Source organism: Rhizobium sp. CF122 (assembly GCF_000282035.1).
Lineage (GTDB): Bacteria > Pseudomonadota > Alphaproteobacteria > Rhizobiales > Rhizobiaceae > Rhizobium.
Window position 1 is genome coordinate 83,249 of the sequence record NZ_AKKA01000083.1, and the last position, 16,214, is coordinate 99,462.

The window sequence follows — 16,214 nt, forward strand, 5'->3', positions numbered from 1 at the left end:
TCTCTTTGTCTTTATTTTTCAAACACATAGTCCATGCTGTCTTCGGGCAACCGGAACAGTTATTCGCATCACTTTTCCGGATCACTGGAGAGTTTGCGACGAAGTGCGCCGACTACGTCCTCGCTGACAGCGTCGGTTTACGATTTCCTTGCTTGGAAGGCACCAGAAGCACACGACAAGGATAGCAAAAGATACCTTAGCCTTGCACACGGCCTAGCGACTCAATTATTCCGAGACTAATAGTTCTTTCTCGCTACAACGTTGAGCGAGAGCCAAGGCCAACTCGGCTGGAATGATGGCTAGTCAGCAAGGTCTCGGGGGCGACGCTTGACGGTAGATATTGCAGATCTGACACTGGACCAGGTTGTCCAGCATTTGGCCTTTGGAAATGCACTTCATGTATCGGGTGGCGATGAATTCTCATTGCCGCGGCAAGACAGTCGCACCTTGCTGGCGTTCTACAATCAAAATCGGCAGGCCTATTGGAACCCCGACAAGGACACCAACATCTTAGATGGCGAGATTGATCGCCTGCTGGACGCGCTGGACAAACCCTCCAAGGTGACTCCTCCGGCGACACGGCCGGCAAGCCAGCAACAACGCTGGCAGTTGGTTGGGATCACGGCGCACCGTTTCCGCGGACTTCACCGCCATTGCGACGAGAAGGGAGCCGACCCGAAGCCTTTCAAGCTTGATCTTTCCCGGAACGCCACACTCTTTCGTGGCTTCAACGGCGCGGGAAAGACTTCCCTGATCAGCGCGATTTGCTGGTGCTTGACGGGTTATGGACATCGATCCCAAGGTCTTCCCTCTCCCTTGCACATACCCATCACGGTCCAGATTGCCGGCAACGACAACAGCCCCGACCCCAATGCTACATTCGAGCTGCCATCGATTGTGCCTATCCCGACGGAAAAGGAGCTTCTGGCTGTCGACGGACAGCCGCAGGTCGATACGTGGGTGCGCCTAAAATTCCGGTCGTTGGTCGACGGAACCGAAATTGAGGTCGAACGCCGCCTCGAGCGAGACGGCAAAAAGGCCTTCAAGGCGACCGCTATTGGTCTGAACAAGCTCGGATTGTCGGACCTGGCGCTACAGGTTGGCACCTTGATGCCCGGGATAGCCGCGGCGACCCGCTTCGATGACAAGACGACCCTGTCACAGGCGGTGTCGACGCTGACCGGCTTGCGACCACTAGCTCACTTTGGGACCCGAAGCAGCCGCCTCCACGAGCGCTTGATTGGGAAATATCCCAAGCAAGCGACCGAGGACATAGAGCGGTGCGAGAGTGACGCTGGCGAGCAGGTGACGACGCTAAAGGATCTTCTTAAGGACGGCGAACGACTACCGGATCTAAGCTGCGTGACCGCGCCAAGAGAGACCGCCCCGGATGAGTGGAAGGACGGTCTAAAGCAGGCCGAGGAAATTCTGAAGTCGGCTGAGGATCAAGCTGCGACAGACGCCCGGTTGGTTCTCGGAAACCTGCCGCCGGTCACGAGCGACAACGAGATCAAACGCTTCGACGGCGCAATTAAGGCGGCTGAGACTTGCTTCAGCAACGCCGCACTTAAGGGCCTGCCGTCGATGCGACTCGCGCAGGCGCTCGGCGAAATTAGCGAGGAGGATTTGTGGGACGCCGAAACAGCGCTACAGAATATTGAACGTGAGGCGGCGGCTCTGGTAGCGCAGCTTTCACAGGCCGAGCGCGCTGATCGGGTTCGCCTTTATGGCCTGGTGGCAAAATGGCACGACGCGGCTCATCCGGGCCATGCGTTCACTGCCTGTCCGGTTTGCGAGCGCGACCTTCTGCAGGCCGGTGCGGTTCCTACCGACGCCCTGTTAGACAAATCAGTGGCGCAAGCGTTGGAGGATGCGCGTAAAGCCGACGCCGCAATATTGAAGACGGCGGCAGAATGGGAACGTGACACGAAGAAAGGTTTACGCGACCACCTACCTGAAAAGCTGCGCCGGTTCGTCGATGACGACGTCCCTGACGATCTGGCCTCCGTATACGGCGCAGCTCTGTCGAGGGAGATTTTCCATCTCACCGACTTTCCGCAGTCTCTCAAGCCAATGGCCAAAAGTATCGCCTCCCGTTGCGCGGCCGCCTGGAAGGACGCCCCTGAACGCGAGCCGCTGCCCGGCGTCGATTTGCCGGCCGAGATTCCTGACAATGAGAATCTGCGCGCAGCAATCCGCGGCGTACGTCGGGCAATGGCGCTTTCCCGCTATCGTGCCGCCCACGCCGAGTTTGCCCGGGAAGCAGTCCTCAAAGTCATGCGGACCGAGGCGGATGAGACGGCACTTGCAGCCAACGAGCGGACCATCGAAGGGCAATTGAGAGTTCTGAGGGCCTACCTCGATGCGGCTACTGTCTTCGCTGGCATCCGCCGCCAGTTAGGCCAGATTAAGAACACCTGCGAAAGGTGGGCCAAGGCGCGCGCGCGAATCGAGAAGCTTGCGCGAGCGGCGAAAGCCGTAGAGCCGTTCAAGAGTTTCCCGGAACTCGTACATAATCAGGTCGCCGGGCTGATCACGGATTTACAGGAGCAGGCGACGTCTTGGTCGCAGCGTATGTACAGAGCGCATTTTGTCCAGGCGCCGGAATACGCGGGATTGGACCCCGCCAAGAGCGACGGTCTCACGTTCCTCGCAGCCCATGGCAAGCATCTGGTTGAGGCTCATCATGTGATGAACGCGTCGGCGCTGCGAGCCTTCCTCTCCGCATTCGTTCTGGCGCTTTGGCAGCAGGTCTGGACGCGGTCGGGCGGCATCTCGACTTTCCTTATGGACGACCCCCAAGACTTGCTCGATCCCGGGAACGTCGCCAACCTTGCCGCCACGGTGCCATGGTTGATCGCCGAGGGCATCAATCCGATCATCGTCAGCAACGACTTCGGGTTCATTCCTACAGTTGAAGCATTTGTCACCTCAGACAAGCGCGCGATGGGGCAGGTGCGAACTGAAACCTGGGAGTTCTCTGCTATCTCGACCTCAAAGTGCACGGTTAGCCTTGCCCCAGTGGCCGACGAGGTCAGAGTTCGGTGTGAGCGCTGGCAAAAAGCCGACCCAAACGACACCGGTCTCGCCCGCGAGTTTGTCGATCCGGTTCGGGTGCGTATCGAGATAAAGCTCTGGGATCTCCTCGCGTCGGATCCAGCGGTCCTGCATGACCCGACAATGGGCGATCTGCTTGGAAAGATTGCCAACGCCCGTAACCGCGGTGAACAACCATTCAACGAAGAACCATTTCGGCGGCTACTTGACCTGCCAGCCCTAAAGCCCGGCGCCCCTTTTCGTGACGTCATCAACAAGGCCCACCACGGGCGGGCCGATCAGATCACGCCGGTCGAGGCCGAGATTGTCAGGCAGGGTTACGAGGACGTTTTCACGGCGATCGACGCGTGCTGGCTCGCCTATGCAAGGTTCATGGGAAGGTTACCTTCAGAGGAAGCTGTGGCAGAAGCCCAAAAGGCGACTCCCGATCTAAAGCTCGTCGCACTTTGCAGCACGCCAATTTCCATCGTCGGCCGACTTGCCGCGCGCGCGGTCGGCGCCCCGCTTACGGCCATCGACCAGGCGACAGATCAACTACACTTGTCGTCACTCGGTGACGTATCGCTGTTCACGATGAGGGCGCCAACATTGGGCTTGGTCGCCTTCCCTGGTCAGACCCTCATCGTATCTGCAACGGCCGAAGTGAAGAATGGTGACCTCGCGATCGTTCGGACGCCCGGTAAGACCTATGCGAGGAAGATTGGGATCGATAAATCAGATCGCTCGCGGATCGCGCTGGAGACGATGCCGTCGACCAATCCGCGCGCACCGCAGACACACTTCGTTCGACGCAGCGGCGCGAAGCTGAGCAAGGTGATCGGGGTACTGTTCGATGAAACCACGCCATCGAAGTCGCAAGACGAGGCTATCGAAACCGATCGCTCGCCGATTCTCGAGCAGGTTGTTGCCGCTGCCGGTGTTGTGGGTGATAGCGCCTTCCCCGTCGTGCTGGATGCAGGTCATGTTCTCCTGGGCGCTGCCACAGACCTGACGCTACTTGACGGGCGCATCTTGGCAGTCGTCGCTAGATCCGACGAGTTTTCGACCGAGCACTTCGCATATCTCAAGCGGCTAGGAAAGGCGATGCCGGGGTCACAGACTGTTTATTATCTTGAGAATGTTGGTCAAACCGGCGAAGGGGAATTCGTCCAGTTTCCGCTGAGCGGCGTCGCGCCGATTGCGGGCATTCCGATTGTCGAACAAACATGGAAGGTTGTCGGGACCTTATTCTAATCTCCGAGCCGCGGCGGGGGAAAGGCAGCGATCCCAGGGACCGATCGCCGGACCATAATACGGGGACCAAGAAAGCCGAGACCGCCTATTCTACCCTTCCCTGCCGAAGACGGCCTTGATCACACTCCGCGCGATACGACTCTGCGACTTCGGGTTATCGCCTGCGGCGTCCCGAATGACGGTTAGCCAAGCCCGTTCGGCAGCGCTCAGCCGAGCGCATGGCTCTCGAGCATTGCGATAACCTCATCGCGGTAAAATTGGCCGAGGGCCAGGCGAAAGAGTTCTTGTCAGTGGCGTGCTCAAGACAGCTTCTTGGGCGCGGGCGTCTCCATCCGTTTGATGAACTCCTCGGCATCACCGGCTTCCCTGCTCGAAGGTTCGGGAACAAGCTCGTCCTCTATAGCTAGCAGCTCTTCCAGCAACTCCAAATTTCTTTGATCAGATAGCTCAGCAATCTTAGCGCCTTCTTCGCTCTCAATAGCGCTTATCATTGCGACCGCCAGGCTCCATATGTCCTCACTCGGCGCACTCTCGTACACTTCCTCAAATACGTCTTTCTTGTATTTTTCGAAATATTCAGCCTGCTTGACGTAACGGCTCACGTAATAAATCGCAGACCTCGCATCTGGCTGCGAAATATTCGAAATCATATCTCGGACGTGCCTCATTTCCCTATCCTTATTACATCAAATGCCGATTGCGGCAGATCAGCCAAAATGTACTCGTGCGAAAGAGGGTTGGCCTTTGCTCTAACATCCACTTTTTTGAAGAACGATGATGCTTCGATCTTAGAGATAATACATAACAGCGGTTTAAATTGCTGAACCGGAGTGTGTTTTGATATCGCAAATATTTCTTGTTTTGCGGCGGCTGTTATTCTTCCAATCTTCTCCATTTGCTCGGCACCTTTACGAATGCCCAGGCGATTGAGCTTGATTTTTGTGGCGTGCAAATCACCGCCTTCTATTTCTTTTTGAAGCGTGTTGTATATCTCAAGAGGGGACGAGCTAGGAGGAACAGTAAAATGCGGCGAATCGAAATCAGACCCAAAGTACGGCGTACACCACATGTAATGACAGTCACCATAAAACTGCTTATTTATATTATAAGCGACGACTGTCATGGTTGAATACAGTATAGGGTGCGGAATATCTACAGTAGCCAATTTTTTCTCTTAGCTTCCATTTCAGTGATTTCAGCAATATGGTAGGCAGCTCCTAAAAAATCGTTTCGTTCAGCGTAAGGGATTATCTGTATTTCGAGGTACGAAAGGCTTCTAGAATTTTACGCTGCACGCCGTTGGCCCTTGGCGACTAGCTTCCCGACTCGAGCTTGCGAGAGTCGAATTCGACCAATGGCCGGAAGCCCGATGAGTTGAGGGAATACGTTTCCACACCGCATCAGGCTCGTCGGCTCCCAGTCTGAATGCTATGCTGCTTTTCCTACCAAGATCTGCAGGCGGCGCCGCATTTTCACGGTGATTTCCGGAACTTCACCGCCAAAGACCTCCCTTAGAGCCAAGATCCAGCCGCGTTCAGCCTTGTCTCCATGCATCGCCCCGAAGCATTCCTCGAGCTGATTAAACAGCTCATCGCTAAACCAGGACTTCAGAGCCAACACAAACAACTGTGCACTATCGCAGCCCAACGCCTCTGCCAGAGGCGCGACCTTGTCGAGCGGCACCTTTCGGTCTCCCCGCATAAAGCAATAAATCATGTCGGAAGTCTTGAAGCCGCAGAGAAGGGCAATCTCTTCGTAGCTATAGCATGAACGGTTCGCGTGCTCCTCGATGAAGCGCGCGATGGGGGTTTGCAGTGCTGCAAGCATGATGTTTTCCTTTGTCTTGCGTGTTGATGAGTATTTTATAGCGTGCTGAAATTTGGGATGCGGGAGGGGACTGCGCGGATCACATCTCGACTGAGAAGAGCGGGATTGATGGACGTCATCAGTCTGCTGATCGAGTTGACTGGAGGGTGAGTTGGGATTTTACCGCCACGACCGAATCATGCGATCGATTTTCGGCTTCACGAGACGACGAGCATCCTCACGGCTGACGCCCGCGAGGAGGAGTCCCTCGTAACGCGTCATGTTATGCCGGAGATAGTTCTGCATCGTAATGCCGACTGCTTTGCCGATGCTGGCGCCTCGCCATTTCTTTTTGGCAACTTCGGCAGCGAAGAAGTTGACGGCAAATTCTGGACACCGAGGATGATGTTTCCGGATATGGTCGGAGACTTTGTCTACGGTATATTTCGGCATCGACGCCCTCTCTCAATGAGTGAGCATCCTAAAAATCACACGAACATCAGTGTAAGCAAATGCTTACTGGCAACTAAACTGTGGATACGTCCAGGTCGCGTGTACGCCACCTTCAACGGCTAACAACTAGGCACTGACGATCTGCGCCTGGTGCCGTCCTCCAAATGACGACTGGATGTCCTAGGAAACCCCGAGGAGCAAGATGGGGATGCCTTTTGGGTCGACCGTTGTCCGCGTGTCCAAACCTCCCATGTCGCCAACGCAACCTATGAGAGATTGTAAAAGTTTACATTCACGTTGACACTGTCAACTTTTGGGCCGTTTTTCGGCTGCATCAGGCCGAAAGTGTCAACTTTCGTGGCGCTTCGTTTGACTTTCTTAAAGCAAAATCCCTCTCAACGGGCGCGTAAGTTGACAGAGCTTTACATAAAGTTGACAGTTTGGCCTCGAAATTGAGCTTTTTCCAAAAGCGTCAACTTAAGAAACCGCTAAAACGTTGGGGCGTGGCGATCATTGTCCTGAATTACCCAGGGCCATAAAATGCTAGCCAAGGAACAACACATTCCGTCCTAGTCAACTCTATGTAGGGACGCCGAGATGCTCGAGAAATCAACGGCGAAAACATTTTCGCCGCTGTTTCTGATCGACACCGTCGCGTACTTGGACCAACGCTGTTTCCGTTGTTGAGACGGGTATAATTTTGACAGCCACCGAGCCCCGGCAACACCGGGAACAAATTGCTATGACAGGTGACAAAGGAGGCAATTCACCGCGCGGATTCAATGTTTTTTCGCGCAGGCAGCAGTGTTCCTCCCTTTACCCGCTTCTGGTCGATGCCATCCAAGTTACTCTTTGGCTAGGTCCAGCAAAGCCGATCTAATACTGGGACGCAGGCAATTCACCGAGGTATTGGTTTTCTGCTACAGCCAATCGATGGCCCGTTTCCGTTCTGCAGAATCATCGAGATCCCGAACAACGTGTCGCTGAGAGATATCCGGACGCATTGATTTGCAGTTCACTGCACCGAGGAGAACTTTTGAAAAAATATGGCTTCGGTCGGGCGCGCTCATACAGCGCGGCCAAGTAGGAGCAGCCCATGTTGATCTCAGTTTTCAGCATCTGCGGCCTCCAAGAGGCGTCGCCACCCCGCTTTGGCTTTGCCTTTCAGCAGATCGACGGGTGTACCAAATCTTCCGATTTGCGCAGCCACATGGTCTCCGGCTGATTAGGACTATTGCGGACAACCGTAGCGTACGACTGGACGGGTCTTGTAGAAGTACTGATCTGGAATAAAATCAAGTGTATGCCATACATCGGCGGCGTCTGTTTTCCCTTGCGCCTCAATTACACCGCCAGCGACATAATCAACCGCTACAACCGGAGCGATCAATACATAGGGCAGCCCCGAACCCACTGTCCCACCTTCATCTGTAACAATCCAATTTTCTCGAGGGCCAAGTCCGTATCGAACGGCTGTTACCCAACTGTTTTCGACAGGGTTGAAGTAACGGAGATATATATCCAATCTTCCGTGGTCGCAGACATTTTCTACCTTGATTATAGGCGACGGTATTTCTGACCAGGTCGGGCAAGCCGAAATCGCGTCGACGGCTGGTCCGGTGAGAACCGGGTGACGGCTATAGTTGGGGTAATATTCCACAGTCACCTTGTTGGAGATTGGCTTTCGTTGAGGCGCAATACCCTTTACTTGAACACCTTTGTCGAGCAACATCATCGCAAGACTTTTTGCTGCGAGTAGCCCCCTGTCCGAGCCACACGTCACTACGTTTGATGGATATTTTGCGTACTTTGCGTCGCTGGTCTGCTTCCTCCACTTCAAGCCAGTATCATGCAGGACCTTCCGAACTAACTCATTGTCGCTTGAACGCTCGAAGTATATCACGTCAAGTCCGGCGAACTCGGGGGGAGCGGATTCCTGAGAAGGTGTGACCTCTGGCTTTGCGATTTCGGGATTAGGTGTGTCAGCAATTTTTTCAGGTACTGGCATCGCATTTGCGGCTCCTCCGAACCAAATGGCTAGAGCGGCCCTGACAATGGTCGCAATTGTGGACTCGTTCGTTGCGCCGGTCGCTCCACTCGTTATGCCGCTTGCCACGCCAAATACTTTTCCGCTTTCTATATCAATCCACGGTCCGCCACTTTCCCCTTCCCGCGATGGTAAGCTGGTGACGTAAGATATCCCTGATGGCTGGCCAACGCCTATCTGATAGGGCTTTATTAAATCTGTACCACCAGCGCTAAATCCAAGCAGAATGACGTCATGTATTGAGTCCTTCTCCGTAAGTGGATCACCTAATACGAGAGTGGGAAACCTTCCTTGCTCGATCATCAATAAAACGAAGTCCGTTCCCTCTGGGCCTGCGCCTGCCGGAAGCACGTGCACCGTCCCGGTTCGCGGGACTAGCGTATTGGTATCATCGAGGCTAGAGACATCGATCTTACGTGCAACACGTCCGTTCTCAACCTTCCAATCAGGGTTCTTCGCCTGCTCAAGTGCGATCGCTCCGATCAGGTGCTGAGCGGTTACTATGAACGTTCTCTTCTCATCGGATCCGACGAAAAAGCCCGTACCCTCTTTATCTATGTGCTCACCGCCCGGCCCAGTGCCAGTTACATGAATCTTGGCAATTGCGCGCCTGCTGTCATTTACAACTTTCTCGACTCGTTTGCTTGAAACTTGTGCGAACGAACTCCAGGAGAAAATCAAACAGCAGGCCGCCCCGGCCCAAATTAATGCGCGGCAAAGCTTTCCGGCGTTCATATCTAATCGCCCAGGTTAGAGATGTTTCGATATCGATACATTAACGATGACTACTCCAGTGAATTGAACTGCCACAATTCTGACTACCGAATCACGGCGTCACCACAGCGAATGGGACGCTAAAGGGCGACAGTCCTGGCAACACTGTTCGAAAGCTAAACGGACCGTGCGTGTTAGGAGCGTGAACCTTGAAGCGCACCGTCACGGAACCGGATTGGTGCTCCTGTGTTGGCAGACTTTCGATCAGTTGAGGTGGTCCGTCTGCGACGATCTCCAGGCGGAAGTTTGAGAGGTCGGCGTCAATGAGGTCAGGGCCGCCTTCCAAAGTTACAGTCAGCGTTAAAGCCTCATTAGAGGTCGCTATACGCGGAAATATATCCAGCCAACCTGACTTCACCTGATGCTGCTTCCCCTGAGAGTCCCAGATTGTTTGCTCGAAGCTGGAAGAGCCGGCCGTCCACTTTTTGTCCGACAGTGCGGCTCTCATTACTAGCTCAGGCCCCTCCCCCACGAACACTTTTTCATGCTCGCGCGAAGATATCTGAACTTGGGCCGGCACGCCGTTGGTTGCGCTAAACAACAAGACCGATCCGTCACCAGGAGAAAGCGTATGTCCAGTTACTTTGCCAGTTGAGGCATCGAAGAACACGCGCGACCAGGTTTCCAGAAATCCGTTTGCAATGAAATGGATTTTAGCCGAGTCGTCCGGCTGCATGGCTATCGATGAAGCAAATAATGTCCTTAAACTGCGAGCATCGGCAAGATACCGATCAAGGGATTGCTTATACGGGCCGGTTCTGAAATCTTGGGGAATTGGCAAGCAGTCCCACAGCTCATTGGACAACGCATCGACATATTGCGCTTTAGTTGCATTCCCATCGACGCTAAACCCGCAACACTCGCTGTACATGGGCAGTAATTGGTAAGTGGACGGGAAAGATAAAATTGTTGATTGGATTTCTGGCACCCCCCCGGAAAGCGCGTCGGGCCAGTTATCGAAGCCGTCAAAGATCCTCTCGAAGATTTTAGCTGATCCTTGGTGTGGTGTACCAAGCATAATGAGTTGGCTGACCCGATCGCGTCCGCCAAGCGATTGATAATATATCCTGGCCACCATGCCGCCCATGCTGTGCGCCACTATATCGACTTTTTGGTCACCTCCAATTTGATCAATTCGATTCTTCAGTCGAATGGCGTTCTCAAAGTTGCTCAATCTCCAGTCATAGTCGAACCTGATGATGTCTCCCTCTGTATAGCCTAAGCTTTCTAGAAAGTTTGTCAGTTCAACATAGACATCGGACTCCCAAAACAGCGGAATAACGCTTACGGTTTCGATCAACCCACAGGGATGAATTCCGAAGTCCCGATCCTTTAGATTGGGCGGGAGGCGCAATGCTTTTATCCGCGATGCCGTGTAAGAGGCTCGGTCACCCCATAGGACCTTACCTGAAGCATCGCAAAGCTTCGAACCCATTACACCTGGCACGATAATTACCGGCCTGGGCTTTGCGTGAGCCTGCCACGGAAATGCTAGTCCCAAGAATAAGCAAACAAAGAGCCCAATCAACCTTGCCATTGTATATCATCCGTATCATCGAGGTTACCGGTCGTTCTCGAAATCCAGCCGTTTAGCAGGCGACTAGGTCTCGGGATGGTGCGTTAGTGCTCTCTCGATCTTCTTCATCGTGAGACTCGCCAAGCGCGGTTTTGATACGCTCTGAAGATACTGCGCGGGTCGCAGACACGCGCCTGACGTCCATGAAAGAATGTCTGCCACGCCGGCACAAAAGCAGATCGAAATCTACAGATGAGATAATGTTTATTATATTTCCCGGCAAAGACCGCGCCTCGTTACAGGCGGCCCCAAGTTTTTTCTGCGTTTTTACATTGCAAACGAATTGTATCCGCGAGCATTCTATGCGGCACTATCTAAAAATGCAACTATTATGAAGTATACGCGTTGGGAACTGGCGTCCTCCGGTTGGTTGCGTGCAAAATATACCCTTAACAATTACAGATACATATATTTTCTTGCTTTTTAGAAGAATCTTGCGACACTTGTTGCGGGGGCATTTTATAGAGGGTCACTTCTTTGCATCACTTTCGCTCACTGAAAGTTGGAGTTGTTGCCTTAACTTCGCTTTTAGTTGGTTGCGGAATCTATGTTCCGGAGAAGGATCCATTACGCGAGAACACTATTAGCGCTAAGAACAAGTCATCCTTGCAAGGCCGTGTCGAAGCCAATATTCTAGCAAACATCAGATGTGAGGTTACCAAGGGCCTTTTTAGGGCTGTCGCTTCGAAGAATGTTCCCTGGCTGACGACCTGGGGGGTTACAATTTCACTCAACCTCACATGGGAAGAGCTGTCCAATCTCAGTCCTGGTCTGACCTATACCAAGCCTCTCGCTGGAACCAACTTCGCTACAATTGGTGGGGGCGTGTCGGGTTCCGCGCACGCAACGCGCACCGAAGCTATTACCCTCACCTGGGATAACGCAGTACTTCTTCAAGAGGCGAAGCTTACGCACAAAACCGATCCCACGCTCGATTGTTCGGTGACAGAAAAAGGAGTCACGGTTAATAGCAACCTGAAGATAGACGAGTTTATCTATGATAAGGCTTCAATCGCAGATACGCCGACATCAAGCACCATGGGAAGTATGTATGCTCCGTTTAGTACTTTTCAGGAGACTCTGACTTTCGTCGTTTCTTTCGGTGGAGGTGTAACGCCAACATGGAACCTCACGAGATTTACGATCAATCCTGACGGTTCGTTCCTGGGGGCGACACGTACAAAAACAAGCCAAATTATCGTTACGCTCGGGCCGGTCGCAGCTCCAGCCTCGCCAGCGGGCATGGCCGAACTGGCGGCGCAAGCACAGATTCAACATGAGGCTGCCTTGTTGGGCGGATCGACGGCGGCAGCTATCATTAGTCAATCCCGTTAGAGTAGGAGGAAAATGTGATGGCCAATGATCCAAAGGGGCCGAATGACGGATTGCCTTCGATTGATAAGGACTTAGGTATTAACATTAAGGGGATTACCTATTTCCCATTGAAAAACGTTCCTTCTGTAATTAATCCGTGCGCTGGAAAGACCAACGGCACGTCCTGCGGACCTGGTTGCATCTGCCAAGGCGGGCAGTGCTACTACACGCTCTTCAAAATTCAGGAGATGGGGATTAAATTTGAAGAGTGATCGATTGTCCGCTACGACGATGATCATACGTCTGAACTCTGTGCGGAAAAACAGCGGCAGATGGTTCCGAGTCGTGAACCCCTAGGGGCAGATTCCGGCTGAATTGAGTTCGAGCCTACATTGAAAACGTGAATTCGATAGAGCTGTACGGTCGCCGGTCCACAAACAAAAACTCCCGCTTGAGGATTTGTGCGAACTATGGTCGGAGGGCGAAAGCCTAGGTCAACGCTTTTAAGCCCTGGGCAACGGCGGTCTCCGATTTCCTCGATCGTCTCCTGTCGGTCTTCTCCTAAGCCCAACGATGTTAGCGCTGCTAGCGCGGGAGAAGGCAGCACCTGCTCAGGATCATCAAGGCGTAGGCCATCGAGGAACTCGGACCAAAACTGATGTCTGGTTTCCCGTCTTTGTGCGCGAGCAGCAAGCCTCTCAGATGAATCGGGGACGCCCACGGCTTCATCGTCACCATCATCTGGCTCTTCCACTATCATGCCTTCCAGTACCGAGACCACATTCCGGGCGATAGTTAGCGTCTTGGCGAGAACTCGAGGAACGATAATTCGAGAACCATCTGAGGTCCCATAGATTGGCAACTCCACGAGACCAAGCGTGAAATGCAGTCCGGCATGAGCCTGCAGGTATTCCGCAATGGCCTCAACCCCTTCCCCTATAACGTCACCATCGATGAGCAGCAGGAAGCGACCGCGGCGGAGATTGAAGGTCACGCATTGTTGAAGGCGACTTCATCAACGTCATGTCCGGCCCTCCCTTACGAGATAGAGAAGCACACTACCTTGCCGCCCCAGTCGTCGGCTTGCTTCACGCTGCAGGTCAGACGCGGACCATTTTGTTAGCTCTTTCTAATAGTCGAGGATCTGCCCAACGACTTCTCGGCGCCCCTCAGCGTTGCGCCACAGTTTGCATTCCACGAGAACCGGTGGTCCAGTTGGCGTTAGAAAACAATTGTCTATCGGGCCGGCCGGGCTTAATTCTCTGCAAACCGCGATCGGACGGCGAAAAGCGGATCAATCTCGGCCATGGGAAGGCACGACAGGTGCCGGTGAATCAGTTCGTGTATTGACGCCTCCGTCATCCCATCGCCAACTCTTAAGCCAAGGGGCATGACCTTCGAGATCGAAAATTGATCCGGTGAAATGATAAGCGGCGCGGCATGTTGCCTTCCCACGCTCTACCTCCATGAAAGAAGGTGCACCCTGGGAGGTGCACCTCAAACAAATATCAGTAACGGTCTTCAACGATCGACGCTAGCGCCCTGCGGATCTCGTCAATCTCATCGTTGTTGCTCGGATCGTCGCTCATCCTCTCGAGATCAGCACGCAGCCGATCCAAAATGGCGATCGTCGCATTGATATTGCCGCGAGTGAGCTTTTCTTCGATTGATAGCGCGTCCCAATCATCAACGTCGAACAGAATAGCGCCACGGCTGTTGCGTTCGATAGCATAGCCGGAGTTGTCGCATTCCGGATAATGCTCCGCCACTTCACGATAAAATGCAGCACTCTTCGGATCGCTCTTGTCGAAGTTGCGCGCTACCGTCTCCCACAACTCCCGCTTCGACATCGTCATGCCGTGCAATCCAACCTTCTCAGTGACTTCCTTCGGATAGTCAAAGAGGTAGCATTCGCAATTGCCATCAGGCTTGTCAGTGTTTCCCATCAAGTATTCTCCTTGTGAACAAGGTCCGGCGTCCAGCCGGGCCTATTTCATGCGGAGATGATGAGCCTGCGTCGGCGTGCACATTTCTCGGTTCTTTCTCACAGCGGTCGTATCTTGTTTTATAGCGGCTGACGCCTGTGATGCGCGAAAAAGTTGGAGTCCGGGGTCAGAACTCTCGATCAGCGTAGTCTCCATTCGATCCCCGCACCGGTGACAACATCGTTTCCGGAGTGGGACGTCACGCTAAAGAGCATAGCGGTCAGTGGCAGTAGCGTTCGACCATTTCCTCGAACTTGACCGTCGAGAAGATACAGCAAGTAATCGACGGAAACCGCATTGCTGGTAAAGCCCAGCTTTGCAGCATGGGTGCCCGAAAAGTGGACATACAGCGGACCGCGCGCGTTATCGTTCGCCGCTAGGAGTTCTGAGTTCATTAACGTTCTACTCTCCCACAATATTACGGGCTACACAGATGGCAGCCTCGTTGACGCTCGTCTAAACCAAGCACTCCATTTGTCGGGGCGGTATTCCGAAAGGTCATTTGCCTCACCTCTTTTCGCTAATTTACTTGTAGCGGGTCTCGATGTGCGAACGCACATTTTCCTGTGTCATTTCCGCAACATCGACCTCGTATCACAATCAAGCGCTAGCCGGATCGTTCCTCAGCGCCTTAAAAGCCGACGACCCTCTGAAGGCCAACCCGGATTCCAAGAATGCCCAGGCATCACCGCATTACATTGTACAGAAGCAAGCTACGTGATGCGCCGATTGATCTTACATATGCAGAAGAGACTCTCAGGCGGTCACAGAAGCGTTTTCGCAATCGGAGAGTCCTGACCCCTGCAATTGATCTCGACGCCTACCAGTGGGGCGCTGTGGTCGATTGGATCGACATCGAGTTCGAGCTGATACGGCGCACCCAGCATTGGAAGCTGAACGATCGGATCGAAGCTCGCACCGGCCGGAAGGAGTTTCCGGAAGCATTAGACTTGGGCGCTGGCAAGACGGCAACCCAATATAGGTTGCGGGTTCAAGAGCCCGATTTTGCGATCGTCCGGAAGGTGATGGAGGACATCGAGGCCGAGTATGGCTTGACGGCTCCGGCACGGGTGGTGGGGCTGGAGGTTAGTATAGATGCCTATCCGAGAACCGCGGGTGAGGAAGCCAGGGCGCGGTTACACGGCGTCTTGGTCCGGCACTTCTTTCCGACCACGGCGGTTCTGACTGGCGATAAGAAATGGCCACGCTTCGTTCCCGGGATGATTGATGACACGGACCACATAGTCGGCCGGAATAAGGAGGACGTCACGCTTGATGTGATCGACCGAATGACGCCGAGCACGGATCGGCCGGTCCTCTACGCATCAACTTTCTACGTCGGCGAAAAAGCGGACAAACGCGCGTTATGGCGAATCCAGAACAAAGTGCTGGACAAGCAGAACAAGGCGGCCGGCACCCGTGAAGTCTTGCCTGAAGATAGGAAACGGATTCGGATCGAGGTCGCTCTGGGACCTGATGGGTGCCGGGAAGCAGGTCTCCAGTCCTTTGAGACGATTGGCGACTTCAAATTCACCAGGCTACAAAAGCTCTACTTTCAATTCGTGAAGCCTACATTCGGAGTATTCCCTCATGGAGGCGCTGGCGCTCACATATCAGCTGTCAGAAGGCAGGCAGAGGAGACACGTAGACAGCGGTTCTTGAATGCCGGCGTGTTAGGGCTCCAGATCAGGGAGGACGCCAGAGAAGAACTCAGAAGACTGGAAATGGCTAGCTTCACAAGCTGGCATAAATCACGCGGGAGCAAGATGCCTCGTAAAATCCGGACGGGCGCCGGACCATATGGAAGTATGGTGGCTTACGAGGAACTAGCGCGCATCGTTGAGCGCGCATTGAGCGGTCTACAAAAGAGAGTAAGGAGGGAGATGGTTAGGGTTGGTGTGAGATGAGGGGGTCAGAGGGCATAGTATATCAAGTTATTAGGTCGCCACATCAAGTTTCGCGCAAACGC

General features: G+C 53.7%; 12 protein-coding genes. 5 read left to right on the forward strand and 7 right to left on the reverse strand.

From position 1 onward, the window contains the following. The first annotated feature begins 327 nt into the window (after window positions 1-327). The gene (locus tag PMI09_RS21320; protein ID WP_007799312.1) at window positions 328-4,290 is read left to right on the forward strand and encodes an ATP-binding protein; all 3,963 of its coding nucleotides are present in this window, start codon (window positions 328-330) and stop codon (window positions 4,288-4,290) included. A gap of 299 nt (window positions 4,291-4,589) precedes the next feature. Here the strand turns inward: PMI09_RS21320 and PMI09_RS21325 are convergent, their stop codons facing one another. The 6 genes from PMI09_RS21325 to PMI09_RS21350 all read right to left on the reverse strand — a co-directional run bounded on the left by PMI09_RS21325 (window position 4,590) and on the right by PMI09_RS21350 (window position 10,907). Beyond that, window positions 4,590-4,958: a hypothetical protein gene (locus PMI09_RS21325; RefSeq protein ID WP_007799314.1), complete on the reverse strand. Its 369-nt coding sequence runs from the start codon at window positions 4,956-4,958 to the stop codon at window positions 4,590-4,592. Further along, window positions 4,955-5,455, reverse strand: coding sequence for a hypothetical protein (locus PMI09_RS21330; protein ID WP_037083692.1), 501 nt, complete (start codon window positions 5,453-5,455; stop codon window positions 4,955-4,957). The genes PMI09_RS21325 and PMI09_RS21330 overlap by 4 nt, the downstream gene beginning before the upstream one ends. 263 nt (window positions 5,456-5,718) lie before the next feature. Then, the gene (locus PMI09_RS21335; RefSeq protein ID WP_007799316.1) at window positions 5,719-6,117 is read right to left on the reverse strand and encodes a hypothetical protein; all 399 of its coding nucleotides are present in this window, start codon (window positions 6,115-6,117) and stop codon (window positions 5,719-5,721) included. Window positions 6,118-6,276: 159 nt separating this feature from the next. Then, window positions 6,277-6,549, reverse strand: coding sequence for a DUF2293 domain-containing protein (locus tag PMI09_RS21340; RefSeq protein WP_007799319.1), 273 nt, complete (start codon window positions 6,547-6,549; stop codon window positions 6,277-6,279). Window positions 6,550-7,780: 1,231 nt separating this feature from the next. Further along, window positions 7,781-9,331, reverse strand: a complete 1,551-nt coding sequence (locus PMI09_RS21345; protein ID WP_007799324.1) for a S1 family peptidase — start codon at window positions 9,329-9,331, stop codon at window positions 7,781-7,783. Between the two features lie 91 nt (window positions 9,332-9,422). Further along, window positions 9,423-10,907, reverse strand: a complete 1,485-nt coding sequence (locus tag PMI09_RS21350) for an esterase/lipase family protein (RefSeq protein WP_007799326.1) — start codon at window positions 10,905-10,907, stop codon at window positions 9,423-9,425. 516 nt (window positions 10,908-11,423) lie between these two features. On the opposite strand from PMI09_RS21350, the gene PMI09_RS21355 reads away from it, so the two are divergent. From PMI09_RS21355 to PMI09_RS21365, 3 genes are all read left to right on the forward strand, one after another. Beyond that, the gene (locus tag PMI09_RS21355) at window positions 11,424-12,281 is read left to right on the forward strand and encodes a hypothetical protein (protein WP_007799327.1); all 858 of its coding nucleotides are present in this window, start codon (window positions 11,424-11,426) and stop codon (window positions 12,279-12,281) included. Window positions 12,282-12,298: 17 nt separating this feature from the next. Beyond that, on the forward strand, window positions 12,299-12,532 hold the full coding sequence (locus tag PMI09_RS21360; protein WP_007799329.1) for a hypothetical protein: 234 nt from the start codon (window positions 12,299-12,301) through the stop codon (window positions 12,530-12,532). 623 nt (window positions 12,533-13,155) lie between these two features. After that, on the forward strand, window positions 13,156-13,383 hold the full coding sequence (locus PMI09_RS21365) for a hypothetical protein (protein ID WP_037083696.1): 228 nt from the start codon (window positions 13,156-13,158) through the stop codon (window positions 13,381-13,383). A 385-nt stretch (window positions 13,384-13,768) separates the two neighbouring features. Here PMI09_RS21365 and PMI09_RS21375 read toward each other — a convergent pair whose 3' ends face one another. Then, window positions 13,769-14,206 carry a hypothetical protein gene (locus PMI09_RS21375; RefSeq protein WP_007799335.1) on the reverse strand — a complete coding sequence of 146 codons (438 nt, stop codon included), beginning with the start codon at window positions 14,204-14,206 and terminating at the stop codon, window positions 13,769-13,771. A gap of 713 nt (window positions 14,207-14,919) precedes the next feature. Between PMI09_RS21375 and PMI09_RS21385 the strand changes: the two genes are divergently transcribed. Then, window positions 14,920-16,152, forward strand: coding sequence for a hypothetical protein (locus PMI09_RS21385; RefSeq protein ID WP_007799340.1), 1,233 nt, complete (start codon window positions 14,920-14,922; stop codon window positions 16,150-16,152). Window positions 16,153-16,214 lie beyond the last annotated feature (62 nt).

What these genes read in the sequence shown, in the direction of transcription:
- PMI09_RS21325 (WP_007799314.1), bottom strand. Translation starts at nt 4,958, where the DNA reads ATGAGGCACGTCCGAGATATGATTTCGAATATTTCGCAGCCAGATGCG.
- PMI09_RS21335 (WP_007799316.1), bottom strand. Translation starts at nt 6,117, where the DNA reads ATGCTTGCAGCACTGCAAACCCCCATCGCGCGCTTCATCGAGGAGCAC.
- PMI09_RS21340 (WP_007799319.1), bottom strand. Translation starts at nt 6,549, where the DNA reads ATGCCGAAATATACCGTAGACAAAGTCTCCGACCATATCCGGAAACAT.
- PMI09_RS21345 (WP_007799324.1), bottom strand. Translation starts at nt 9,331, where the DNA reads ATGAACGCCGGAAAGCTTTGCCGCGCATTAATTTGGGCCGGGGCGGCC.
- PMI09_RS21350 (WP_007799326.1), bottom strand. Translation starts at nt 10,907, where the DNA reads ATGGCAAGGTTGATTGGGCTCTTTGTTTGCTTATTCTTGGGACTAGCA.
- PMI09_RS21360 (WP_007799329.1), top strand. Translation starts at nt 12,299, where the DNA reads ATGGCCAATGATCCAAAGGGGCCGAATGACGGATTGCCTTCGATTGAT.
- PMI09_RS21365 (WP_037083696.1), top strand. Translation starts at nt 13,156, where the DNA reads ATGAGCCTGCAGGTATTCCGCAATGGCCTCAACCCCTTCCCCTATAAC.
- PMI09_RS21375 (WP_007799335.1), bottom strand. Translation starts at nt 14,206, where the DNA reads ATGGGAAACACTGACAAGCCTGATGGCAATTGCGAATGCTACCTCTTT.
- PMI09_RS21385 (WP_007799340.1), top strand. Translation starts at nt 14,920, where the DNA reads ATGCCCAGGCATCACCGCATTACATTGTACAGAAGCAAGCTACGTGAT.